Below are 22752 nucleotides of genomic sequence, written 5' to 3' on the forward strand. Positions count from 1 at the left end.
GCTCGACCCTGGTTCGTGCCCGATAGGGCGGATGAGGGGGGCGAGGAGCGGAGCGCCGAGGCCTTGAGCGGCAAGCGAAAGGCAGTCTTACGGTGCGACGCCCCCTCAACCTGCGCTAGCGCGCATCCTTCTCCCCGCTGGGGAGAAGGTAAAGCCTCTTCCAACCTCCGCGAAGCAACCATATCTCACCCACCAGTCATCGGCGGAAACAGCCCGATCTCCTTGGCGCCGAAGACCGGTTCATCATGATCGGCATGTTCCATATCGATGGCAACGCGGATCGCCTCTGGAAACTGAAGCGCGGCTTCATATTCTTCTCCCAAGCTCCTCAAATGACTCAAGAGATCGCCGACGGTCACGACATCTGCAGGGAGGGAAATCTCTTCCTCACCCTTGCCGATCCGTTCGCGCACCCAGGCGAAATAGACGAGTTTCGTCATCATTCCTCATCCACGACATGTTTCAAACCGGCGCGGAAATAATCATAGCCGGTATAGATGGTCAGCAGCGCTGCGACCCAGAGCAGGACGATGCCGATCTCCGTCGTATAGGGTAGCACCTTGTCGCCTGCCGGCCCAGCCAGCAGGAAGGCGATGGCGACGAGCTGAGCGGTCGTCTTCCATTTGGCTATGCGGGTCACCGGCACGCTGACCTTCAGCGCCGCCAGATACTCACGCAAGCCCGAGACGAGGATTTCGCGGCAAAGAATGATGATGGCAGCCCAAAGCGACCAGCCTGCGATCGTGCCATCGGCGGCCACCAGCAGCAGGATCGCAGAGACCAGCAGCTTGTCGGCGATCGGGTCGAGCATGCGGCCGATATTCGAGGTCTGGTTCCAGATGCGCGCGAGATAGCCATCCAGGAAGTCGGTGATCGAGGCGACGATGAAGATCCAGAGCGCGACCCATCGCGCAAAATCAGAGCCTTCCAGTTTTCCTTCGATGAAGAAGCACAGGACGATCAAGGGCACGCAGAGAATGCGGCCATAAGTGAGCAGATTGGGAATGCTATATGCGCGCGAAGCCATGGAAATCGTTTCGTTTCAGTTGTTTCAGCGGACCAAAATGGCCTTCCCCAAGGCGTTATTTCGTTCCAGCTATTTGATTTAGCATGATCTTATCCAAAAACCGTTCCGCACCTCTTGGGACCATGCCCTAGATGGCGGTTTGAGGAGCTTGCCGTCAATATTGTTTCTGTTTTTTCATCGTCATTGCGTGGAATTTGCGACCAGCTTTTCCTATTTCGCGGCGTCCTCGTGAAAATGGTTGTAGACCTGCCGCGCTACCGCTTCGGAAATGCCTTCGACTGCCATCAGGTCGGAGAGCGCAGCGCGCGACACCGCCTTGGCGGTGCCGAAATGCTGCAGCAGCGCCCGCTTGCGAGACGGGCCGATTCCGCCGATTTCATCCAGCGGGTTTTTCACCATCTCCTTCTTGCGTCGCGCCCGGTGCGAGCCGATGGCGAAGCGATGCGCCTCGTCGCGCATACGCTGAATGAAGTAGAGCACGGGATCTCGCGGCGGCAGGGTGAAGCTCTCGCGGGCTGGCGCAAAGAAGCGTTCGCGTCCGGCATCGCGGTCGACACCCTTGGCGACGCCGATGGCGATGACGCTGTCGGTAATTCCGAGCTCTTCGAGAATGGCGCGCACCGCCATCATCTGCCCTTGGCCGCCATCGATGAGGATCACGTCCGGCCAGGCGGGGAAGGGTCGATCCGCTGCGTCGACGGCTACGGTCTCTGCGTCGAGGTTTCGATCTGGCTTTCCCTCTTCCTTCAAAAGGCGGGAGAAGCGCCGGGTCATGACTTCGCGCATCATGCCGAAATCGTCGCCAGGCGTGATGTCGGTCGATTTGATGTTGAACTTGCGGTATTGGCCTTTAACGAACCCTTCCGGTCCGGCCACCACCATGCCGCCGACCGCATTCGTGCCCATGATGTGCGAGTTATCGTAGATCTCGACGCGCTGCGGCACATAGGGAAGCTGAAATGTCTCCTTGAAGCCTTCGAGCAGCCGCGATTGCGAGGCGGTCTCGGCAAGCTTGCGGCCATGCGCCTCGCGGGCATTGGCGACGACATGATCGACCAGATCGCGCTTCTCGCCACGCTGCGGCACCAGGATCATGACCTTGTGACCCGCCTTTTCGCTAAGCGCTGCCGCCAGCAGCTCGATCTCCTCGACCGTCTCCGATAGCAGGATCTGCTTCGGCACCGGTTTGTCGTCATAGAACTGCGCCAGAAACGCGTTCAGCACTTCGGCGCCGGAAAGCGAAGGATCGGCCTTCGGGAAATAGGCGCGGTTGCCCCAGTTCTGCCCGGTGCGGAAGAAGAAGACCTGGATGCAGGAGATGCCGCCCTCGTGATGGATAGCGAAGATATCGGCTTCATCTACCCCGGCAGGATTGATGCCCTGATGGCTCTGCACATGCGACAGTGCCGCCAGCCGGTCGCGATAGACGGCTGCGCGCTCGAAATCGAGGTCTTCGGCGGCAGCGTTCATGGCTTCCGCCATGTGCGCCTTGACGTTCTGGCTTTTGCCGGAAAGGAAGTCCTTCGCCTCCTGCACCAGCTCGGCATAGCCCTCATCGCTGATTTCGCGCGTACAAGGCCCCGAGCAGCGCTTGATCTGATAGAGCAAGCAGGGCCTCGTGCGCGTCTCGAAAACGCTGTCGGTGCAGGTGCGGATCAGAAAGGCGCGCTGCAGCGAATTGATAGTGCGGCCGACGGCGCCCGCTGAGGCGAAGGGGCCGAAATATTCACCCTTGCGGGCCCGCGCGCCGCGATGCTTGAAGATCGCCGGCGCCCGATGATCGCCAGTAATGAGAATATAGGGAAAGGACTTGTCGTCCCGCAGCAATACATTGAAGCGCGGCCGTAAGCGCTTGATCAGATTCGCTTCCAGCAGCAGTGCTTCGGTCTCGGTGCGGGTGGTGACGAACTCCATATTGGCGGTTTCGCGCACCATGCGGGCGATGCGGTTGGAATGCACACGGCCCATCGCATAGTTGGCGACGCGCTTCTTCAGGCTGCGGGCCTTGCCAACATAGAGCACGTCGCCGTCTTCATTGAACATGCGGTAGACGCCGGGATTGTTCGGCAGGCGCTTGACGAATTCCGCGATCAGCTCGGCGCCCCGAAGACCGGTTTCGTTCTTGCCGCCTTCGTTCCAGTCGACAGGCACGACGGGGGAGGCGCCGGCATCGCCTTCCACCTCGACGTCGTCTTCAATGTCTTCTGATTCGTCATAGAGAATGCCGCCGTCGGGCAGCTTTCGTCCGTTCATTCCATGCTCTCCGACACGTCAGGCGTTTCCCAGGCAAGATGCTGGCCGCCATCGAGCGCTATCATTTGGCCCGTGATCGAAGGCGTGTCAAAAAGAAAGCGGACGGTGCGACCGAATTCCTCAAGCCCGGGCGCCACCTTCAATATGAGCCCATCGATTTGCGCCTGGAAGTCCTCTTCCGTCTGGCGGACGCTGCGCACCGTCGGACCGGGACCGATGGCATTGACCCGGATATCAGGCGCAAAACTCTGCGCCATCGTCTGGGTCGCCGTCCACAGGGCAGCCTTCGACAGCGTATAGGAATAGAAGCGCGGGTTCAGCGCCCAGACGCGCTGGTCGATAATATTGACGATCACCCCCGGGATACCCTTCGGAAGCTGCCGCGCGAAATCCGCAGCGAGGATAGAGGGCGCGCGGACATGCACGGCAAAATGCGCATCGAAAGCCTCGGCATCGAAAAGATCGGCAGAATCGCCCCGGAAAACGGAGGCGTTGTTGACGAGAAGATCCAGCGGTCCCAGCTCAGCAACGGCCCTTTCGATCAGCGTCGATGTCTCCGCCGAATTTTGCAGGTCGGCCTTGATCGCCACCGCCTTTTTGCCTTGTTGCCGCAATTTCGCCACGACTTCGGCCGCCTCGTCCAGCGATTGATTGGCATGCAGCGCCACCGCAAAGCCGTTAGCCGACAAATCCTCTGCGATCGCCCGGCCTATTCTTTTTGATGCACCTGTTATCAGCGCGGTGCGTAGTTTTTCCTGGCTCAAGATGTCGCCTTTTCGTCGCCGTTACCCAACTGGCACTCATATAGGGCGTCGATACACCATATGAAAAGGTGCTTCTGTACGGCGCTCGGCAGAAGCAACTTGCGTAAAACTTCAGTTATATTTCGATAAAAATAAGTATACCTGCTTTAACCGCTCATTATGGTTAACAATTCCTCTGTTGCGCTGAAGCAACATCGAAATTCAGCCATGTCTGTGCCACAATGATATCATATTTTAGCTCTTCGAATTCCTCAATTGCATTCCAATTTCAGTCCCGATCCGGGAGGGACATCTTGTAATTGCTCGTGGTGCTTCGAGGTCAACAGTAGACGAAGAACACGGGACTGAAAGGAGAAAAGTATGCGTACTCTCATCACGACCCTTATGGTCTCTGGTTTTGCTCTCGGTGGCTTCACCGCGGCTCATGCAGCCGATGCTGTGGAGCAGGTTCCGCAGCCGCCCGTCGCTCAGGAAGCTCCGCCGGCCGTCAACAACTGGTCCGGTTTCTACATCGGTGGCGCTGGCGACTGGAATGCCGGTCACTTCAACCATAACGGCAACTCCTATGGCTTCGGCGGCCAGGCCTTCACCGGCTACAATTGGCAGCAGGGCCAGATCGTATACGGTGTTGAAGGTGACCTTGGCTATGCCGACTCCGACTCGACCCGCAATGGCCTCACTGCCAAGAACGGCGTAAACGGCTCGGTTCGCGGCCGTATCGGTTACGACTTCAACCCGTTCATGCTGTACGGCACCGCCGGTCTGGCAATCGGCCAGAACAAGCTCGAAGACGCTACCTCGTCCGAAAGCAAGACGGCTGTCGGTTACACGGTCGGCGCCGGCGCTGAAACATTCTTGACGAACAACATCACGGCTCGTCTCGAATACCGTTACACCGACTACGGCAAGAAGAATTTCAACCTCGACTCCGGCAGCTTCTCGCGCGGCTATGACGAGCAGAGCGTCAAGGTCGGTATCGGCGTCAAGTTCTGATAATTTGATGGCATAATCTGACGAAAGCCGGGGTTTGCGCCCCGGCTTTTTCCGTTTCACGGTTCTGAATATTTAAGCGCGTCCTTCGGAAAGTCCGTCGAGGCGGCGCGTTTTCGTCGATTTCGGGAAGACTGAGGCAGTCTGCCAGAGCTAATGCATGTCGCGCAAAAGTGTGCGGCGGTTTTGCGAGAACGACATGCAAAAACAAAGAGCTAAAGCGTCGGAGCGAATCTGAAAGATCGCGACGAGCTTTAAGCCTGCTGCGGTTTCATCGCCTGATAATCCGGAAAGTGCTTTTCGAACTTGCCTGCCCAATCGATCAGGTCAGCGTGGTCCGCTTCCCATTGTCCCTCGAAGCGAAGTTGCAGATAGCCCAATAGGGAAGCGAGTGCGAAATGTCCGCCGTGCAGCTTCTTGCCAATCTTTGGCGGTTCGGCATTGAGATGGGCGAGCGTGCGGCTCACCTTCGTCCACTGCCGGTCGATCCAAGGCTGGTGCTGCTTCTCCTGATCGCGCAGGCGCCGCTCGTAAACGATCGACAAGAGGCATTCGCTGGTGCCGTCGCAAAGCGCTTCCAGCACCTCGGCGTCGATGCGCTTGCTATCCTTCGCAGGATAAAGCCTCTTGCCCTTCTGCCGATGGAAATGATGCATGATGGCGCGACTGTCGAAGATCGACACGCCGTCTTCCGTCAGCAGCGTCGGGATCTTGCCGAGCGGATTGTTGTCGACCAGCACGGCCGGACCGGCATTGGTGTCGACGTGGATTTCGGTGAGGTCGATGCCGAGATAGCGGGCTGCCATCCGCACCTTGCTGGAGAAGGGGGAAGGGGGCGAGCAGAGAAGCTTCATGGGATCACCTATGTAATGTGCGAACGAAATATCAATGTTCGCCGCGCAGCCAGAAGGCGCGTTGCGAGGCGAAGCGGTCCTGCGCCAGCATATCCTTCAGGGCCGGCAGCAATGCATGCAGCTCGTCCTTCAGCGTGAAGGGTGGGTTGACGATAATGAGGCCGGAGCCGGTCAGTCCGGTGAAGCCGCGATCGCTTTTGACCGTCAGCTCGGCGCAAAGCATCTTCGGAATCTCCAGTGCCTGCAGAGTCTCGTGAAAAGCCTTGATCGGCGCATCCTTCTTGAGGGGATACCACAGACAATAGGTGCCGCCGGGAAAGCGTCGCCAGGCCTTCGCAAGGCCGTCCACCAGCCGCTCATATTCGCCGTCCTCCTCGAAAGGCGGATCGACGAGCACGATGCCACGCTTCTCCTTCGGCGGCAGATGCGCGCCGAGCGCCAGCCAGCCGTCGAGTTCGGTGATACGCGCATGATGATCGCCCTCGAACAACCGATGCAGCCGCTGGAAATCCTCCGGATGCAGCTCCATTGCGGATAGCCGGTCCTGTGGGCGAAACAGTATGCGGGCAAGCTTCGGTGAGCCGGGGTAGAACCGCAGGCCGCCTTCAGGATTGAGTTCCCGGACCGCGGTGAGATAGGGCTCCAGCAGATCGGCCACTTGCGGCACGAGCTCGGCCTCCAGCAGCCGGCCGATCCCGTCTCGCCACTCGCCGGTCTTCTGCGCTTCTTCCGAAGAGAGATCGTAGAGCCCGATACCGGCATGGGTGTCGAGGACACGGAAGGCCTTGTCCTTGTTCTGCAGATAGCGGACGAGGCGGGCAAGTACCGCGTGCTTCAGCACATCGGCGAAATTGCCCGCGTGGTAGATATGCCGATAGTTCATTGTCGGTGAAGTCCGCATGAATTGTTGCGATGGGCCAGATTATGCCTTTTGGCCGGACAGGGCATGAAATATACAAAGGCCATGAACATTGCGACCCCTATTCACGCCAAATCGCGGATCGGACACACAGCCTGTCCGCATGACTGTCCCTCCACCTGCGCGTTGGAGATCGATTTGACGGAGGATGGCCGGATCGGCCGCGTGCGCGGCGCGGGCGACCATTCCTACACGTCGGGCGTCATCTGCGCCAAGGTCGCCCGCTATGCCGAGCGGCTCTACCATCCGGACCGGCTGATAAAGCCGCTGCGCCGCGCCGGCGCCAAGGGAGAGGGCCGCTGGCAGGAGATCTCCTGGGACGACGCGCTGGACGAAATCGCCAATGCCTTCGTCAAGGCTGAGGCAAAAGACGGCAGCGAGGCGATCTGGCCCTATTATTACGCCGGCACCATGGGCTGGGTTCAGCGTGATTCCATCAATCGGCTGCGGCATGCGAAGCGATATTCCGGCTTCTTTTCCTCGATCTGCACCAACCCGGCCTGGACGGGCTTCACCATGGCGACGGGTACGCTGCGCGGCCCCGATCCGCGTGAGATGGGCTACACCGATTGCGTGGTCATCTGGGGCACCAACGCGGTCTCGACCCAGGTCAATGTGATGACGCATGCGGTGAAGTCGCGCAAGGAGCGCGGCGCCAAGATCGTCGTCATCGATATCTACGACAATCCGACGATGAAGCAGGCCGACATGGCGCTGATCGTCAAGCCGGGCACCGATGCCGCGCTCGCCTGCGCCGTGATGCACATCGCCTTCCGCGACGGTCATGCCGATCGGGCTTACATGGCCAAGTATGCCGACGATCCGACCGGCCTTGAGCAGCATCTGAAGACGAAGACGCCGGAATGGGCGGCTGCGATCACCGGCCTGTCCGTCGATGAGATCGAAGCCTTCGCCAAGCTCGTCGGCACGACAAAGAAGACCTATTTCCGCCTCGGCTATGGCTTTACCCGGCAACGCAACGGTGCGGTCGCGATGCACGCGGCGGCCTCGATCGCCACGGTCCTCGGCTCCTGGCAATATGAGGGCGGCGGTGCGTTCCATTCCAACAGCGATATTTTTCGCATGGACGCGAGCGAGCTGACGGGCCGGTCGATGCTGGACTCGGATATCCGTATGATCGACCAGTCGCAGATCGGTCGGGCTTTGACCGGCGACGCCGTCGCTTTGCGCCACCGCGGCCCGGTGACCGCCATGCTGATCCAGAACACCAACCCGGTGAACATCGCGCCGGAACAGCGACTGGTGAAGCGCGGCTTTGCCCGCAACGATCTTTTCGTTGCCGTGCATGAACAATTCATGACCGACACCGCTGAAATGGCCGATATCGTCATCCCCGCCACCATGTTCGTTGAGCATGACGACATCTACCGCGCCGGCGGGCAGAACCATATCCTGCTTGGCCCGAAGCTGGTCGAGCCGCCGCCGGCGGTTCGCAGCAATCTCTTCGTCATCGAGGAACTGGCCAAGCGCCTCGGCGTCGCCGACCGCCCCGGTTTCGGGTTTTCAGCCCGCGAGATGATCGACCGCATTCTGGAGCGAAGCGGCCTGCCGGATTACGATCATTTCCTTGAGCATAAATGGTTCGATCGCCAGCCGGTTTTTGAGGAGGCGCATTTCCTCAATGGTTTCGCTCATCCCGACGGCAAGTTCCGCTTCCGTCCGGATTGGGTCAACCAGCCGGCTCCGAACCGGCCGCCGGAAGCTGTCGGTCTGCTCGGCCCCCATATCGAGCTCCCGCAGTTTCCGGACCAGGTCGACGTCATCGAAGTTGCAGATCCCGATCATCCGTTCCGGCTTGCCACATCGCCGTCGCGCAATTTCTTGAATTCGAGCTTTTCGGAAACGAAGACCTCTCGCCAGAAGGAAGGCCGCCCGGAAGTGATGATTAATCCGGCGGACGCCGCAGCGTTGGGCATCGCCCATGGCGACCTCGTTCAGCTCGGCAATCTCAGAGGCGATATCCGCATCCATGCGCGCATCACCACCGAAGTGAAGCCGGGCGTGCTGATTGCCGAGGGGCTGTGGCCGAACAAGGCGCATGTCGATGGCGAAGGGATCAATGTTCTGACCGGTGCCGATCCTGTCGCTCCCTATGGCGGCGCGGCCGTCCACGATAACAAGGTGTGGTTGCGGAAGGGTAGAGCATGAACAAGTTCGACAAGGCGAAGGTCGAGATCGTCAGCGAGAAGACGCTTTCCGACCAATGGACGCGGCTCAGCACCTTCGACATCGACTACACGGATTCGACGGGCGACACGCATCGGGTAAAGCGGGAAATCTATCACCGCACGCCGGCCGCCTGCATCCTGCTCTATGATCCTAAGCGCGAAAAGGTCATCCTCGTGCGGCAATTCCGTTTGCCGGCCCATCTCACCGGCTTTCCCGCCTGGATGATCGAAGTGCCCGCCGGCTTGCTCGATGGCGATCATCCGGAAGAGGCGATCCGCCGCGAGGCAATGGAGGAAACCGGCTTCCGTGTTCGTGATGTCCGCTTTCTGTTCAAAGCATTCACCTCGCCGGGCGCCATCACTGAGATCATCCATTTCTTTGCCGCTGTGGTCGATACCACGGACCGCATCGGCAACGGCGGCGGGCTCGCCCACGAGCACGAGGATATCGAGGTGCTCGAAGTGCCGCTTGCCGAAACCATGGCGATGATCGAAGCGGGCGAAATCTACGACGCCAAGACGATCATGCTGCTGCAATGGGCAATGTTGAACAAGGCAAGCCTGAAATAGGCCGCCCAGAAGCGTGCAGGCGCTGTCAAAATCGATGCCGTAGCTTTCATTATGATGTCACGAATCGCGACTACCGAGGAGCGCTCACCGGAATAGGGCCGGACCACCATACCTCCAAAACGATTGATGCTATTTCAGGAGAAAGCCGATGTGGCTCAGCAATTTCACGCTCGTTCTTCCCGGTGAAGTCGTCGATCAAGGCTCTGTTCGCATCGAGGATGGCGTGATCGCTGAGATCCGGCCCGAGCTGGTGGAGGCTGCGACGTTCGATGGCGGCGGACGGCTGCTGATGCCGGGCTTCGTCGATCTGCACGGCGACATGATCGAGCGCGAAATCGCGCCGCGGCCGAATGCGACGATGCCGATCGATTTCGGTATCCATGAACTCGACAAGAAACTCGCGGCAGCCGGTGTCACCACCGCCTATGCCGCCGTCTCCTTCGCCACCGAAAGCGTCTACGGGCACGTGCGCTCGCTGGAAACCACCTCGGCGGTGATCAAGGGCATCAACAGCCTAAGAGACCATCTGCTAATCGACCATCGCGTCCATGCCCGCTACGAGATCACCAATGTCGGCGCGGCGCCGACGCTGGAGCGGCTGCTGGAAGATGGTTTCGTCGATATGGTGTCGCTGACGGACCATACGCCGGGGCAGGGGCAATACAACAATATCGAAAGTTATATCCTCAGCATGTCCGAGCGCCGCGGCATCACCCGCGAAGCTGCCGAGGAAGTGCTGGCACGCCGCATCGCGATGCGGCAGGACCCGGCTATCGAACACAAGCTTCGCGATATCGTCGGCCTGTCCTTGAAGCACAGGCTTTCGCTCGCCTCGCATGACGATGACAGCGCGGAAAAGGTGGCCGAAATGTTCGATCTCGGTGTCACGATCAGCGAATTCCCGGTGACGCTGCCGGCCGCCGAAGAGGCCCGCCGTCGCGGCCTCTGGACGCTGATGGGCGCGCCGAATGCTTTGCGCGGCCAATCCATGTCCGGAAATCTGAGTGCGCTCGATGCCGCCGGCGCCGGCCTGCTTGGCATCATCGCCGCCGATTATCACCCGGCCGCTTTCGTCCCGGCGATTTTCAAGATCGCCGACGTCGTCAATGGCGGTCTCCTGGCAGCCGTGGCCATGGCGACGGCCAATGCCGCGCGGGCGGCGGGACTCACGGATCGCGGCGAGATCGCCGTCGGCCAGAAGGCCGATCTGGTGGCCGTCGAGCATGGCGCTGTTCACCGCATCCGCGCAACCTTCCGCAACGGCCGCGTCGTCTACAGCGACGGCACGCTGCATCCGTTGATGGTAATGGCTGCGTAAAGGAAACGCTGTTAGATCTGGTCGATATCACCGAGTAGTGACATGATTTGAGGCCCGCGGGCGACGGGTGTTTTGGCGGCGGCAATTGCCTTGCCACCCTCCATGCGCACCTTGCCCTCAGCCAGCAGCCGCAGCGACTGCGGATAGAGCTGGTGCTCGATCGTCAGCACGCGGGCGGCAAGCGTTTCGGCCGTATCGTCGGTCAGCACCGGCACGGCAGCCTGGCCGATCGCCGGGCCTTCGTCCATGCCCTCGGTGACGAAATGCACGGTGCAGCCGGCGATCCGCTGGCCCGCGTCGATGGCGCGCTGATGCGTGTGCAGGCCGGGGAAAAGCGGCAGCAGCGACGGGTGGATGTTGATGATCCGGCCTTCATAGCGCTGGATGAAGCGGCCGGAGAGCAGGCGCATATAACCGGCAAGGCAGATGATGTCGGGCGCCAGCGCATCAAGCTGCGCGAGGATCGCCTCCTCATGCGCATCCTTGCTGTCAAAATCCTTGCGCACGAAGGCAAAGGTGGAGATGCCCTCTGCAGAGGCTTTCGTCAGACCGCCCGCATCTGCTTTGTCGGAAATCACGCCGACGATTTCGGCCGGATAATCCGAAGCCGCCGCAGCCTTGACCAGCGCCATCATGTTGGAGCCGCTGCCCGAGATGAAGACGACGACGCGTTTGCGGCTTGAACTCATATTGCCAGCGTACCCTTGTAGACGGTGCCGGCGGCACCTTCGTCGCGAGCGATCATACGGCCCAGCGTGACGATGCTTTCACCTTCGGCCTCAAGTGCTGCCCGGACGGCATCGACATTCTCGGCCGCGACGACGGCAATCATGCCGATGCCGCAGTTGAAGGTGCGCAGCATTTCCTTGGCTTCGACGCCGCCTGTCTTGGCGAGCCAGGAGAAGACCGGCGGCACCTTGACGGCGGCAAGGTCGATCTCGGCGGCAAGATGCTTCGGCAGTACCCGCGGAATATTCTCCGGGAAGCCGCCGCCGGTGATATGGGCGAGGGCCTTGACGGCACGTGTCTCGCGGATCGCCTTCAAAAGCGGCTTCACATAGATGCGCGTCGGCGTCAGCAAGGCTTCGCCGAGCACCTTGCCATCGGCAAAGGGGGCAGGCGCGTCCCAACCAAGGCCGGAGAGGCTGACGATCTTACGCACCAGCGAAAAGCCATTCGAGTGAACACCGGAGGACGCGAGGCCGAGAATGACGTCGCCCTCGGCAATGTCTCCGGAGGGCAGAAGCTGCCCGCGCTCGGCCGCGCCCACGGCAAAGCCGGCGAGATCATAATCGCCATCGGAATACATGCCCGGCATTTCCGCCGTCTCGCCGCCGATCAGCGCGCAGCCCGCCTCACGGCAGCCAGCCGCAATGCCGCCGACGATGGCAGCACCCTGATCGGGATCGAGCTTGCCGGTCGCAAAATAGTCGAGGAAGAACAGCGGCTCGGCGCCTTGCACCACGAGATCGTTGACGCACATCGCAACGAGATCGATGCCGACGGTGTCATGATAATTCGCGTCGATGGCGATCTTCAGCTTGGTGCCGACGCCGTCATTAGCGGCCACCAGCACCGGGTCGGTGAAGCCCGCGGCCTTCAGGTCGAAGAGGCCGCCGAAGCCGCCGATTTCGCCGTCGGCGCCGGGGCGGCGGGTCGAGCGAACCGCCGGCTTGATCTTTTCGACAAGCAGATTGCCGGCATCGATATCGACGCCCGCGTCGCTATAGGTCAGACCGTTTTTTCCAGACTGGCTCATGCTTTCGCCTCCGGTGGCCATCGTTCCAACTGGAACAATTTTAATCGGGTCGCCATTGCATGACAGAAACCTTTATGCAAGGCGCCAGCGCAGGCAAACCCTCGATTTTCCCCGCTTCACAGCGCTCCAGGGCCGATTTCCGGCCGCAGGCTTGACCATAATTGCGGCGTCATCCTATGTCCTAAGCGAGCGGCAGACAGGCGGCGAAGAGTGGGGAAGTCGATGGAGCATCAAGTCAGCGGGGCGAGCCTCAAGCGCCAGGTCACTTTCTGGGTGATCGTGCTCATCGTCTTCATTGTCTTTCTCTATCTCTTCAGCTCGATCCTCTTGCCCTTCATCGCCGGCATGTCCGTCGCCTATTTCCTCGATCCGATCGCCGATCGGCTGGAACGGATCGGTCTCAGCCGCTTCATGGCAACAGTGGTGATCCTCGTTGCCTTCGTGTTGGTCTTTGCACTGGCATTGACGATCTTCATTCCGATCATCGTCAATCAGTTCAATGATTTCATTCAACATATACCGGGCTATGTGCAGCAATTCCAGAATTTCATCGCCCATACGCAGACCACGATGCTGCCGGATTGGATTCGCAATCAGCTCGGTGCCATCAAGGACAACTTCTCCAGCATACTGTCGGACGGGCTGAGCTTCGTAGCCGGCCTGTTTGCGCAGATATGGAGTTCCGGCAAGGCACTGGTCAACATCATTTCGCTGATGATCGTCACTCCGGTTGTCGCCTTTTATATATTGCTCGACTGGGACCGCATGATCGCCAAGGTCGATGCCTGGATACCGCGAGATCATGTCTCGACCGTACGCCAGATCGCCCGCGAGGTGGATCAGGCGATCGCCGGCTTCATCCGTGGCCAGGGCTCGCTCTGCATCATCCTGGGGGTCTATTACGGCGTCGGCCTGTCGCTGGTCGGTTTGAACTTCGGCCTGTTGATCGGTCTGTTCGCCGGCATGATAAGCTTCATCCCCTATGTCGGTTCACTCGTCGGCCTTTTCCTGGCGTTGAGTGTCGCCCTGGTGCAGTTCTGGCCGGACTATCTCTGGATCGGCCTGACGCTCGCCGTCTTCTTCACCGGCCAGTTCCTTGAGGGCAATGTGCTGCAACCGAAGCTGGTCGGCGAAAGCGTCGGCCTGCATCCGGTCTGGCTGATGTTCGCACTTTTTGCCTTCGGTGCGCTCTTCGGTTTCGTCGGTCTGCTGGTTGCCGTTCCTGCCGCAGCCGCCTGTGGCGTCCTTGTCCGCTTTGCCCTTTCGCGCTACCTTCAGAGCGACCTCTATTATGGACACTCGGAAGTCGGGAAGACGCGCAAAACCAAGGCCGGCAATCCTGAGAACAAATAGCATGACCGACGCGAAGAATGCTGATTTGAGGTGGAAGCCCGCCGAACAGCTACCCCTGGCTTTTACTCACGATGCCGCGACCGGCCGCGACGACTTGCTGGTCGCCGATCCCCTGAACGCGGCGGTGAAGATCGTCGATTCATGGCCGCACTGGCCGTCGCCGGTGGTTATCCTCGCCGGGCCGGTCGGCTCAGGAAAGTCGCACCTCGCCAGTATCTGGCGCGAGAGGAGTGGCGCGACCGCCATTCATCCGAAAGCCGGCTCCGGGGCAGCGGTTGTGGCTGCGAACGGCCCGGTCATCTTCGAGGATGTCGACCGCCTGGGCTTTGACGACACCGAGCTTTTCCATGTCATCAACAGCGTCAGGGAAAACGGCACGGGCTTGCTGATGACCAGCAGGCTCTGGCCGATGTCCTGGCCGGTGACGCTGCCTGATCTGCGCTCGCGGCTGAAGGCGGCGACCGTCGTCGAGATCGGCGAGCCGGACGAGGAATTGTTATCGCAGGTGATCGTAAAGCTCTTCGCCGACCGCCAGCTTTATATCGATGACAAGCTTGTTCTCTATATCGTCAATCGCATGGAACGCTCGTTGAATGCCGCCCAGTTGATCGTCGACCGGCTGGACCGCCTCGCGCTCGGTCGCGGTACCAGGATCACACGCATTTTGGCCGCTGAAGTCTTGAACGAATTGGGTAATTCCGCCCCGGCCGATTGAGCGATGGGTGAACTGTCACAGTTCCGTCGTCAAACTGCTATACGTGGCGCAAGGTTATAAGATGAGGCAGGTGGAACATGGACTCGGCATTAACGGAACATCAGGACGCCAACCAGCAGGTCCCGGAGGCCGCGCCGCCGATCAACGAGTTGCTGACTAGCCCCGAGCGCTTCATCAATCGCGAATTCTCCTGGCTGCAGTTCAATCGCCGTGTTCTTGAGGAAACGCTGAACACGGCGCATCCGCTTCTGGAGCGCATTCGTTTCCTCTCCATTTCCGCCGCCAACCTCGATGAGTTCTTTATGGTGCGCGTGGCCGGCCTCGAAGGTCAGGTCCGCCAAAAGATCTTAATGCGTACCCCGGACGGCAAGACACCGGCCGAACAGCTCGACGACATCCTGCGCGAAATCGACAATCTGCAGATGGAGCAACAGGCGTCGCTAGCCGTGCTGCAGCAGTATCTTGCCAAGGAAGACATTCTGATCGTGCGCCCGCCGGCACTTTCCGAAGTCGACCGGCAATGGCTTGCCAACGAATTCGAGCAGTCGATCTTCCCGGTCCTGACCCCGCTTTCCATCGATCCGGCGCATCCGTTCCCGTTCATTCCGAACCTCGGCTTCTCGATCGCGCTGCAACTGAACAGCATGAACGGCCGCGAGCCGATGACGGCGCTGCTGCGTCTGCCGCCGGCGCTTGACCGCTTCGTCCGTTTGCCGGACGCCAGCAACGTCATTCGCTACATTACGCTCGAAGATGTGGTGAACATCTTCATTCACCGGCTATATCCGGGTTACGAGGTGAAGGGTTCGGGTACCTTCCGCATCATCCGAGACAGCGATATCGAAGTCGAGGAAGAAGCCGAAGATCTGGTGCGTTTCTTCGAAACGGCGCTGAAGCGCCGCCGCCGTGGCTCGGTGATCCGCATCGAGACCGACTCGGAAATGCCGCTTGAGCTGCGCCAGTTCGTGGTGGAATCGCTGAACGTGCCGGAAAACCGCATCGCCGTTCTACCCGGCCTGCTGGCCCTCAACACGCTGTCCGAAATCGCCAAGGCACCGCGCGACGATCTGCGCTTCGAGCCCTACAATGCCCGATTTCCTGAGCGCGTCCGCGAACATGCCGGCGATTGCTTTGCCGCGATCCGCGAAAAGGACATGGTGGTCCACCATCCCTACGAATCCTTCGATGTCGTGGTTCAGTTCCTTCTCCAGGCTGCGCGCGATCCTGACGTTCTGGCGATAAAGCAGACGCTCTATCGCACCTCCAACGACAGCCCGATCGTGCGGGCGCTGATCGACGCTGCCGATATGGGCAAATCGGTTACGGCGCTGGTCGAGCTCAAGGCTCGTTTTGACGAAGAGGCCAACATCCGCTGGGCGCGCGATCTGGAACGCGCCGGCGTGCAGGTCGTCTTCGGCTTCATCGAGCTGAAGACCCATGCGAAGATGTCGATGGTCGTGCGCCGCGAAGACGGAAAGCTGCGCACCTATTGCCATCTCGGCACCGGCAACTATCACCCGATCACCGCCAAGATCTATACCGACCTGTCCTATTTCACCTGCGACCCGAAGATCGCTCACGACATGGCGAATATCTTCAACTTCATCACAGGTTACGGTGAGCCGGAAGAGGGCATGAAGATCGCAGTTTCGCCCTATACCCTGCGCCCGCGCATCCTCCAGCACATCGAGGAGGAGATCGAGCACGCAAAGAACGGCCAGCCGGCGGCGATCTGGATGAAGATGAATTCGCTGGTGGACCCCGACATCATCGATGCGCTCTATCGCGCGAGCAACGCCGGCGTCGAGATCGATCTCGTCATTCGCGGCATCTGCTGCCTGCGTCCGCAGGTGCCGGGGCTTTCCGAGAATATCCGCGTCAAGTCCATCGTCGGCCGCTTCCTCGAACACAGCCGCATCTTCTGCTTCGGCAATGGCCAGGGCCTGCCGTCGGAGAAGGCGCTGGTCTATATCGGCTCGGCCGACATGATGCCAAGAAACCTTGACCGACGCGTCGAAACTCTCGTTCCGCTGACCAATAAGACCGTGCATGAGCAAGTGCTTTCGCAGATCATGCTGGGCAATATCATTGACAATCAGCAGAGCTACGAGATATTGCCGGACGGTACTTCGCGGCGCATGGAGGTGCGCAAGGGTGAAGAGCCATTCAACGCGCAGCAGTATTTCATGACCAATCCCAGCCTGTCGGGCCGCGGTGAAGCTTTGAAATCCAGTGCGCCGAAACTGATCGCCGGGCTGTTGTCAGGCCGCAAGAAATAACTGGACCTGCATGGTTGAATCAGAAGCCCAGGGGCGCCTTCCCGGTATAGCCCCTGTCTCCGTCGTCGATATCGGATCGAACTCGGTTCGTCTTGTCGTCTATGAAGGCCATTCGCGGTCGCCGACCATTCTTTTCAACGAGAAAGTGCTTTGCGGCCTCGGCAAGGGCATAGCGCTGACCGGAAAGATGGATGAGGAGAGCGTCGCGCGCGCACTCGCAGCCTTGCACCGGTTCAAGGCGCTGTCCGATCAGGCGCGCGCATCGACCATCTATGTTCTGGCGACGGCCGCCGCCCGCGAGGCAAGCAACGGCCCGGAATTCATCCATCAGGCGGAATCGATCCTGCAGCGCAAGGTGCGGGTGCTTTCGGGCGAGGAAGAGGCGCGCTTTTCTGCGCTTGGCATCATCAGCGGCTTTTTCAGCCCGGATGGCATTGCCGGCGATCTTGGTGGCGGTTCGCTCGAACTCATCGACATCAAGGGCAGGGAGATCGGCAAGGGCATCACCCTGCCGCTCGGCGGCCTCAGGCTTTCCGAATATGCCGACGGCTCGCTCGCGAGAGCGCGCAGCTTTGCCCGCAAGCATGTCAAAACAGCGAAGTTGCTAAGCAAGGGCGAAGGGCGCACCTTTTATGCGGTCGGCGGCACGTGGCGAAACATCGCCAAGCTGCACATGGAAATGCGTAAATATGCGCTGCATATGATGCAGGGCTATGAAGTGCCGCTGGACGAGATGATGCGTTTCCTCGATCAGATCAGCGAAGCAAAGGAGTCGAAAGAGCCGGCGTTGCTGGCCATCTCCAAGCATCGCCGATTGCTGCTGCCCTTCGGTGCTGTGGCGATGCGCGAGGTGCTGGCGGAAATGAAGCCCTCCATCATCTCCTTCTCGGCCCAGGGCGTGCGTGAAGGCTACCTCTATTCGTTGCTGACCGAGGCGGAACGCCATAGCGACCCGTTGCTTGTCGCCGCCGGCGAACTTGCCATCCTGCGTGCCCGCTCACCGGAGCATGCTCGCGAGCTCGCCGAGTGGACCGGTCGCATGATGCCATTCTTCGGCGTTACAGAGACGGAGGAGGAGAGCCGCTACCGCCAGGCCGCCTGCCTGCTTGCCGATATCAGTTGGCGTGCCCATCCCGATTATCGTGGCCTGCAGGCGCTGAACATCATCGCCCACACGTCCTTCGTCGGCATCACCCATGCCGGCCGCGCCTATATCGCGCTCGCTAACTATTATCGTTTCGAGGGCCTTCACGACGACGGCGCCACCGAAGCGCTGGCGGCGATCGCCACGCCACTGTTCGTCGAACGTGCCAAACTGTTGGGCGGCCTGCTGCGCGTCGTCTATCTCTTTTCGGCTTCCATGCCGGGCGTTGTTCGCGCCCTGACATTTCGACGTTCGCCGAGCCCGGACCTGGATCTCGAATTCGTCGTCCCCGCCGAATACCACGATTTCGCCGGCGAACGACTCGAAGGCCGCTTGCAACAATTGGGCAGGCTGACGAACAGACGACTGGCATTTCGGTTCGAATAAAAAACCTTCTCCCCCGCAGGGAGAAGGTCGCGCAGAATGCGCGGGTTGAGGGGGCGTTTCACCGTAAAGATCGGCCCGCGGCCCTTACCTACCGGGCCATCGCTCTCCCACTCATTCGACCTTTGGGCATGAAGCAATCCGGCGTCGGCTGCTTTGGATCGGCGCAAGCCTTGCAGTAGGCAGCGGAAGATGACTATTCCGTTCCTATTGCCTATTGCCTATTGCCTATTGCCTATTGCCTTGAGTGCCGGCCGCCTCGCCATATGCAGCGCAATCACCTCCAGCGTCTGGTCGCGACCGCGAACGGCATGGTCGCCGAGATTTTCCCTGGCGATATCGTCGGGAAGTTCGATCCGTCTTGCAAGATCTGCCGAGATCAGCACCTGGCGCTCCAGCGTCTTGCAAAGAGATTCCAGCCTCGCGGTGGTGTTCACCGTGTCGCCGAAATAGGCGATCTTGTGGTGGTCGATACCGATTTCGGCAGTGACGATGCCGCCGCCGTGCAAGGCAGCCCTCAGACGCGGCACCCTGCCATAGGATTTCAACCATGTCTCCGCATTCGCCTCGATATCGGCAAGGATGTCGAAAACGCAGCGAATGCAACGGGCATTCTTCACGCCACGTTGGAGCGGCCAGGTGATGATGGCGGCGTCGCCGATATAGTCGTCGATCGCCCCCTTGTGTCGCCGCACCGGCTCGGCGAGCGCATTGAACACCGAGCCCAGGAATTGCTGCGTCCTGAGGTCGCCATGCTCTTCGGCAAAAGCCGTCGAACCGACGAGGTCGATGAAGAGAAATACACGCTCTTCCTGCACCGGATTGCGATAACGGCCGGTCAACAGGCTGAGAAAAACATCACGGCCGAGCAGCTCCCGCACGCGTCCGACGAAAATGATGATCGCGGTCACCATGACGGCGTAGATGTAGACATCCATCTTCAGCAGCATGACGTCGGCCCAGCTATCGGTAATCAGATGCAGGGATTTCATCAGGCCTCCGGCCATCGCAAAGCCGATGGCGATCAAGGCGAAATCGACAACCAAGGCCGAGGCGATAAAGGCCGGCGTGGGCAGCCGGTGCATCCAATGATTCAAGCGTGGCAGGATCATGCGGCGTTCGAAGGCCAGCGCCGGCATGCCGCAGAACAGCGCGTAGATTGCACCAATATATAGCGGCGAAGAGTGGAAAAATATCTTGCCATAGACGACGCCACTTGTGGCGACGACGATCGCGGTCACAATCCAGTTAAGCGCCGAAGGGAATCTTCCCATGCTGCCGATCCGCCAAGAGCCGGCGCATGCCCCCCCAACCGGAATTGGCTCGGGAAAAGACCTGTGCGCCACCAAATATGTTATTGCGCTAAGAGCCCATTCTGTCGGATGTGCGGCGCAATCGCGTTCGCAAACAGCATCTCTATTTTTGGATGGCGCGCAACCGGCAAATGGTCGGCGTCACCTGCGGCTATCAAGTCGCGGGATCACAGGCTGACCGTCTCGACCCGCTTGCCGACGAAGCGCAATGCCACCTGGCCCTGGATGAGCTGCAGCGCCGTCTCGCCGAACAGATCGCGTCGCCAGCCGGTGAGGGCGGCCACTTCGGCTTTCTCGCCTTCGGCGGCGATCTTGTCCAGATCTTCGCTGTTGGCGATGACTTTCGCGGCAACGCCGTGTTTTTCAGCGATCAGTTTCAGGAGAACCTTCAGCAGTTCGGCTGCTGCGGCCGTGCCCTCCGGCGCCTGCTGATGACGCGGCACATGCGGCATCTCGGCCTTGGGCAATGCCAGGGCCTGGTTGATTGCCTCCAATACGGCCGTGCCGGAGGCGGATCGTTCCCATCCCTTCGGGATCGTCCGCAGGCGTCCCAGCGCTTCCACGTCCTTTGGCTGCTGCTGGGCGATTTCGTAGATGGCGTCGTCTTTCAGTACGCGGGCGCGCGGCACGTTGCGGGCTCGCGCCTCGCGTTCGCGCCATGCGGCGACGTATTTCAACACGGCTAGTTCCTGCGGCTTGCGCAGGCGCATCTTCAGCCGCTGCCAGGCATCATCCGGATGCAGATCATAGGTTTCGCGCGCTTCGAGGATCGCCATTTCCTCGAGCAGCCAGGAGGCGCGGCCTTCGCGTTCGAGCTGCTGTTTCAGCGAGAGATAGACGTCGCGCAGGTGGGTGACGTCGGCGAGCGCATAGTCGAGCTGCTTCTCCGACAGCGGCCGGCGGCTCCAGTCGGTGAAGCGCGAGGACTTGTCGATATGGACGTTCTTGATGCGGCTGACGAGCTGATCGTAGGAGACCGAGTCGCCGAAGCCGCAGACCATGGCGGCCACCTGCGTATCGAAGATCGGATGCGGGATGAGGTTGCCGCGATTGAAGATGATTTCGATGTCCTGGCGTGCGGCGTGGAACACCTTCATGACAGAGGGATTGGCCATCAGCTCAAAAAAAGGCTTCAGGTCCAGGCCCTTGGCCAGAGGATCGACGAGTACTTCGGTCGTGGGGCTCGCCATCTGGATCAGGCAAAGCTCCGGCCAGAATGTCGTCTCGCGCAGGAATTCGGTGTCGATGGTAATGAATTCTGACTTGGCCAGCTCTTGGCAGGCCGCCTCCAATTGGGCGGTAGTTTCGATCATATCAACACATTCATGGTAAAATAGTTCGTTAACCTTCCTTCTCCTTTCGACCGGATATGTCAATACGTCGAAAGGGCAAGCCCCGTGTACACGCCGCTTTTAAGTGGAATCGCCGAAAGCCCGTGGGTTGCCCCGAGCGAGCCCGGAGCACATTTGCGACCGTGCTTAAGCCACACGAACATAGCTGGTCATGCCCGTCTTCTGATGTTCGATGATGTGGCAATGCAGCACCCAATCGCCAGGATTGTCAGCGACGAAGCCGAGCTGCACCTTTTCATTGGGCTGGATCAGGTAGGTGTCGGAGACGAACGGCTGCACCTGGCGCGTCGAAGAGGAGATCACGGTGAAGCTCATGCCGTGCAGATGAATCGGATGCGTATGCGGCGTTACGTTTTCCATGTCGATGACATAGCTCTTGCCTAGTTTCAGTTCGGCGAGCGGCGCGGTCGGATCGGGCCCATCGCCTGGCCACGGCACCTTGTTGATCGCCCAGAAACTGTAGCCGAGCGAGCCACAAATGCTGTTGTCGGCGGTATTTTCCGCCGTGGCGCTGAGGATCAGCGGAATATGCTCCGCCGCGCCGATATCGGCCTTTGCGACCGGATTGCCTTCGAGGGACGCCAGATCGCGAACATCGCGCTTCAAGGAGCTGCCGACGGAGCGCAGTGTCGTCAGCACTTTCGGATCGGTGCCCCTGATGTCTTCGAGCTTGACGATCGCGCCTTCGTCATCGGGCATGCGCAGGGCCAATTCCAGTCGCTGACCAGGCCCGAGCTGCAGCAAATCGAGCGGGAAGCGCTGCGGCACTGGATTGCCGTCGATGGCGATCACCGTCGCCTCGGCTCCATCCACGCGGAAAGAATAGATGCGGGTGACGTCGGTGATGGCGAGGCGCAGGCGCACCAACCCGCCGGAAGGGGCGTCATATTGCGGCTGCTGTTGCCAATTGGCGGTCCGCACCGTTCCGTAGGTGCCGGATTTGGCGGAATCGCGCGGGCGGAACTGCGCGATGAACTGGCCGTCGCCGCCGAGCCGCCAGTCGCGCAGATTGAGGACCACTTCCGAATCGAATGCCGGGTCCTTCGGATTTTCCACGACGATGAGGCCCGTCATGCCGTGTCCCATCTGGGTCAGCGTGTTGCAATGCGGATGGTACCAGAAGGTGCCGGCGTCCGGAGGCGTGAAGGCGTAATCGAAATGATCGCCGGTATAGACGTAAGGCTGCGTCAGGAAGGGCACACCGTCCATCTTGTTCGGCAGGCGAATGCCGTGCCAGTGGATCGTCGTCGGCTCGTCGATGCCGTTGATCAGCCTTGCGGCGAAGGACTCGCCCTTTTTCATGCGCAGGACGGGCGGCATGCCGGCTTCACCATAAGTCAAGACATCCCTGGTCGCTCCGGCATCCATCAAATTGGCTTGGATCTTCGCGGTCCTCAGCACCAGCGGCTCCGGCGCCGCCATAGCATTGCCGCCAAACCTGCCGGCAATGCCGAGCCCCACGCCATAGGCACCGGCAACGGCGGAGGCTTTCAGAACATTGCGGCGGGTAAGAATGGGCATGCGAGGCTCCGGAGGCGCTGGGATACGCACGCCTGTTTAAAGTTGACC

General features: G+C 60.2%; 19 protein-coding genes. 8 read left to right on the forward strand and 11 right to left on the reverse strand.

What is annotated here, in order from left to right; genetic code table 11:
- Positions 1–185: 185 nt before the first annotated feature.
- The 4 genes from moaD to QA646_RS04095 form a co-directional block, all read right to left on the reverse strand.
- A complete protein-coding gene (gene moaD, locus QA646_RS04080; protein ID WP_283057758.1) occupies positions 186–440 on the reverse strand; it encodes a molybdopterin converting factor subunit 1 in 255 nt (84 codons plus the stop codon).
- Positions 440–1027, reverse strand: a complete 588-nt coding sequence (gene pgsA / locus QA646_RS04085) for a CDP-diacylglycerol--glycerol-3-phosphate 3-phosphatidyltransferase (protein WP_283057759.1) — start codon at positions 1025–1027, stop codon at positions 440–442. Before pgsA ends, moaD begins: the two co-directional genes overlap by 1 nt.
- Before the next feature lie 210 nt (positions 1028–1237).
- On the reverse strand, positions 1238–3280 hold the full coding sequence (uvrC, locus tag QA646_RS04090) for an excinuclease ABC subunit UvrC (protein WP_283057760.1): 2043 nt from the start codon (positions 3278–3280) through the stop codon (positions 1238–1240).
- On the reverse strand, positions 3277–4044 hold the full coding sequence (locus QA646_RS04095; RefSeq protein WP_283057761.1) for an SDR family oxidoreductase: 768 nt from the start codon (positions 4042–4044) through the stop codon (positions 3277–3279). The genes uvrC and QA646_RS04095 overlap by 4 nt, the downstream gene beginning before the upstream one ends.
- 360 nt (positions 4045–4404) lie before the next feature.
- On the opposite strand from QA646_RS04095, the gene QA646_RS04100 reads away from it, so the two are divergent.
- Positions 4405–5037 (forward strand): outer membrane protein, encoded by a 633-nt coding sequence (locus QA646_RS04100; RefSeq protein WP_283057763.1) that lies wholly within the window; start codon positions 4405–4407, stop codon positions 5035–5037.
- 251 nt (positions 5038–5288) lie between these two features.
- Here the strand turns inward: QA646_RS04100 and QA646_RS04105 are convergent, their stop codons facing one another.
- Together QA646_RS04105 and QA646_RS04110 are read right to left on the reverse strand one after the other, a co-directional pair.
- Positions 5289–5888 (reverse strand): glutathione S-transferase, encoded by a 600-nt coding sequence (locus QA646_RS04105; RefSeq protein ID WP_283057764.1) that lies wholly within the window; start codon positions 5886–5888, stop codon positions 5289–5291.
- Positions 5889–5919: 31 nt separating this feature from the next.
- A complete protein-coding gene (locus QA646_RS04110; protein ID WP_283057766.1) occupies positions 5920–6771 on the reverse strand; it encodes a 23S rRNA (adenine(2030)-N(6))-methyltransferase RlmJ in 852 nt (283 codons plus the stop codon).
- Positions 6772–6834: 63 nt separating this feature from the next.
- Between QA646_RS04110 and QA646_RS04115 the strand changes: the two genes are divergently transcribed.
- From QA646_RS04115 to QA646_RS04125, 3 genes are all read left to right on the forward strand, one after another.
- Positions 6835–8976, forward strand: coding sequence for a molybdopterin oxidoreductase family protein (locus tag QA646_RS04115; RefSeq protein ID WP_283057767.1), 2142 nt, complete (start codon positions 6835–6837; stop codon positions 8974–8976).
- A complete protein-coding gene (locus QA646_RS04120; RefSeq protein WP_283057768.1) occupies positions 8973–9566 on the forward strand; it encodes an NUDIX domain-containing protein in 594 nt (197 codons plus the stop codon). Before QA646_RS04115 ends, QA646_RS04120 begins: the two co-directional genes overlap by 4 nt.
- Positions 9567–9714: 148 nt before the next feature.
- The gene (locus QA646_RS04125) at positions 9715–10884 is read left to right on the forward strand and encodes an alpha-D-ribose 1-methylphosphonate 5-triphosphate diphosphatase (RefSeq protein WP_283057769.1); all 1170 of its coding nucleotides are present in this window, start codon (positions 9715–9717) and stop codon (positions 10882–10884) included.
- A gap of 11 nt (positions 10885–10895) precedes the next feature.
- Here the strand turns inward: QA646_RS04125 and purN are convergent, their stop codons facing one another.
- A complete protein-coding gene (gene purN, locus QA646_RS04130) occupies positions 10896–11573 on the reverse strand; it encodes a phosphoribosylglycinamide formyltransferase (protein ID WP_283057770.1) in 678 nt (225 codons plus the stop codon).
- Entirely contained in the window at positions 11570–12643 is a 1074-nt protein-coding gene (gene purM / locus QA646_RS04135; RefSeq protein WP_283057772.1) for a phosphoribosylformylglycinamidine cyclo-ligase, read from the reverse strand. Before purM ends, purN begins: the two co-directional genes overlap by 4 nt.
- A gap of 222 nt (positions 12644–12865) precedes the next feature.
- Here purM and QA646_RS04140 point away from each other — a divergent pair, with 222 nt between their 5' ends.
- From QA646_RS04140 to ppx, 4 genes are all read left to right on the forward strand, one after another.
- Positions 12866–13996, forward strand: coding sequence for an AI-2E family transporter (locus QA646_RS04140; protein ID WP_283057773.1), 1131 nt, complete (start codon positions 12866–12868; stop codon positions 13994–13996).
- A gap of 1 nt (position 13997) precedes the next feature.
- On the forward strand, positions 13998–14711 hold the full coding sequence (hdaA, locus tag QA646_RS04145; RefSeq protein ID WP_283057774.1) for a DnaA regulatory inactivator HdaA: 714 nt from the start codon (positions 13998–14000) through the stop codon (positions 14709–14711).
- A gap of 77 nt (positions 14712–14788) precedes the next feature.
- Positions 14789–16990, forward strand: a complete 2202-nt coding sequence (locus QA646_RS04150; protein WP_283057776.1) for an RNA degradosome polyphosphate kinase — start codon at positions 14789–14791, stop codon at positions 16988–16990.
- A gap of 10 nt (positions 16991–17000) precedes the next feature.
- Positions 17001–18521, forward strand: a complete 1521-nt coding sequence (ppx, locus tag QA646_RS04155) for an exopolyphosphatase (RefSeq protein ID WP_283057777.1) — start codon at positions 17001–17003, stop codon at positions 18519–18521.
- A gap of 218 nt (positions 18522–18739) precedes the next feature.
- On the opposite strand, the gene QA646_RS04160 is transcribed toward ppx, so the two are convergent.
- From QA646_RS04160 to QA646_RS04170, 3 genes are all read right to left on the reverse strand, one after another.
- Positions 18740–19792, reverse strand: a complete 1053-nt coding sequence (locus QA646_RS04160; RefSeq protein WP_283057778.1) for an adenylate/guanylate cyclase domain-containing protein — start codon at positions 19790–19792, stop codon at positions 18740–18742.
- 206 nt (positions 19793–19998) lie between these two features.
- On the reverse strand, positions 19999–21144 hold the full coding sequence (gene rnd, locus QA646_RS04165) for a ribonuclease D (protein WP_283057779.1): 1146 nt from the start codon (positions 21142–21144) through the stop codon (positions 19999–20001).
- A gap of 165 nt (positions 21145–21309) precedes the next feature.
- Positions 21310–22704, reverse strand: a complete 1395-nt coding sequence (locus QA646_RS04170) for a multicopper oxidase family protein (protein WP_283057780.1) — start codon at positions 22702–22704, stop codon at positions 21310–21312.
- Between the last annotated feature and the right edge of the window lie 48 nt (positions 22705–22752).

This window comes from Rhizobium sp. CB3090, from assembly GCF_029714285.1.
In the GTDB taxonomy this organism is placed as follows: Bacteria; Pseudomonadota; Alphaproteobacteria; order Rhizobiales; family Rhizobiaceae; genus Rhizobium.

Coding starts and splice junctions, on each gene's coding strand:
- QA646_RS04140 (WP_283057773.1), top strand. CDS start 12,866: ATGGAGCATCAAGTCAGCGGGGCGAGCCTCAAGCGCCAGGTCACTTTC.
- QA646_RS04150 (WP_283057776.1), top strand. CDS start 14,789: ATGGACTCGGCATTAACGGAACATCAGGACGCCAACCAGCAGGTCCCG.
- QA646_RS04110 (WP_283057766.1), bottom strand. CDS start 6,771: ATGAACTATCGGCATATCTACCACGCGGGCAATTTCGCCGATGTGCTG.
- QA646_RS04170 (WP_283057780.1), bottom strand. CDS start 22,704: ATGCCCATTCTTACCCGCCGCAATGTTCTGAAAGCCTCCGCCGTTGCC.
- QA646_RS04100 (WP_283057763.1), top strand. CDS start 4,405: ATGCGTACTCTCATCACGACCCTTATGGTCTCTGGTTTTGCTCTCGGT.
- purN (WP_283057770.1), bottom strand. CDS start 11,573: ATGAGTTCAAGCCGCAAACGCGTCGTCGTCTTCATCTCGGGCAGCGGC.
- ppx (WP_283057777.1), top strand. CDS start 17,001: ATGGTTGAATCAGAAGCCCAGGGGCGCCTTCCCGGTATAGCCCCTGTC.
- pgsA (WP_283057759.1), bottom strand. CDS start 1,027: ATGGCTTCGCGCGCATATAGCATTCCCAATCTGCTCACTTATGGCCGC.
- QA646_RS04160 (WP_283057778.1), bottom strand. CDS start 19,792: ATGGGAAGATTCCCTTCGGCGCTTAACTGGATTGTGACCGCGATCGTC.
- QA646_RS04115 (WP_283057767.1), top strand. CDS start 6,835: ATGAAATATACAAAGGCCATGAACATTGCGACCCCTATTCACGCCAAA.
- purM (WP_283057772.1), bottom strand. CDS start 12,643: ATGAGCCAGTCTGGAAAAAACGGTCTGACCTATAGCGACGCGGGCGTC.
- moaD (WP_283057758.1), bottom strand. CDS start 440: ATGACGAAACTCGTCTATTTCGCCTGGGTGCGCGAACGGATCGGCAAG.
- uvrC (WP_283057760.1), bottom strand. CDS start 3,280: ATGAACGGACGAAAGCTGCCCGACGGCGGCATTCTCTATGACGAATCA.
- QA646_RS04125 (WP_283057769.1), top strand. CDS start 9,715: ATGTGGCTCAGCAATTTCACGCTCGTTCTTCCCGGTGAAGTCGTCGAT.
- hdaA (WP_283057774.1), top strand. CDS start 13,998: ATGACCGACGCGAAGAATGCTGATTTGAGGTGGAAGCCCGCCGAACAG.
- QA646_RS04120 (WP_283057768.1), top strand. CDS start 8,973: ATGAACAAGTTCGACAAGGCGAAGGTCGAGATCGTCAGCGAGAAGACG.
- QA646_RS04105 (WP_283057764.1), bottom strand. CDS start 5,888: ATGAAGCTTCTCTGCTCGCCCCCTTCCCCCTTCTCCAGCAAGGTGCGG.
- rnd (WP_283057779.1), bottom strand. CDS start 21,144: ATGATCGAAACTACCGCCCAATTGGAGGCGGCCTGCCAAGAGCTGGCC.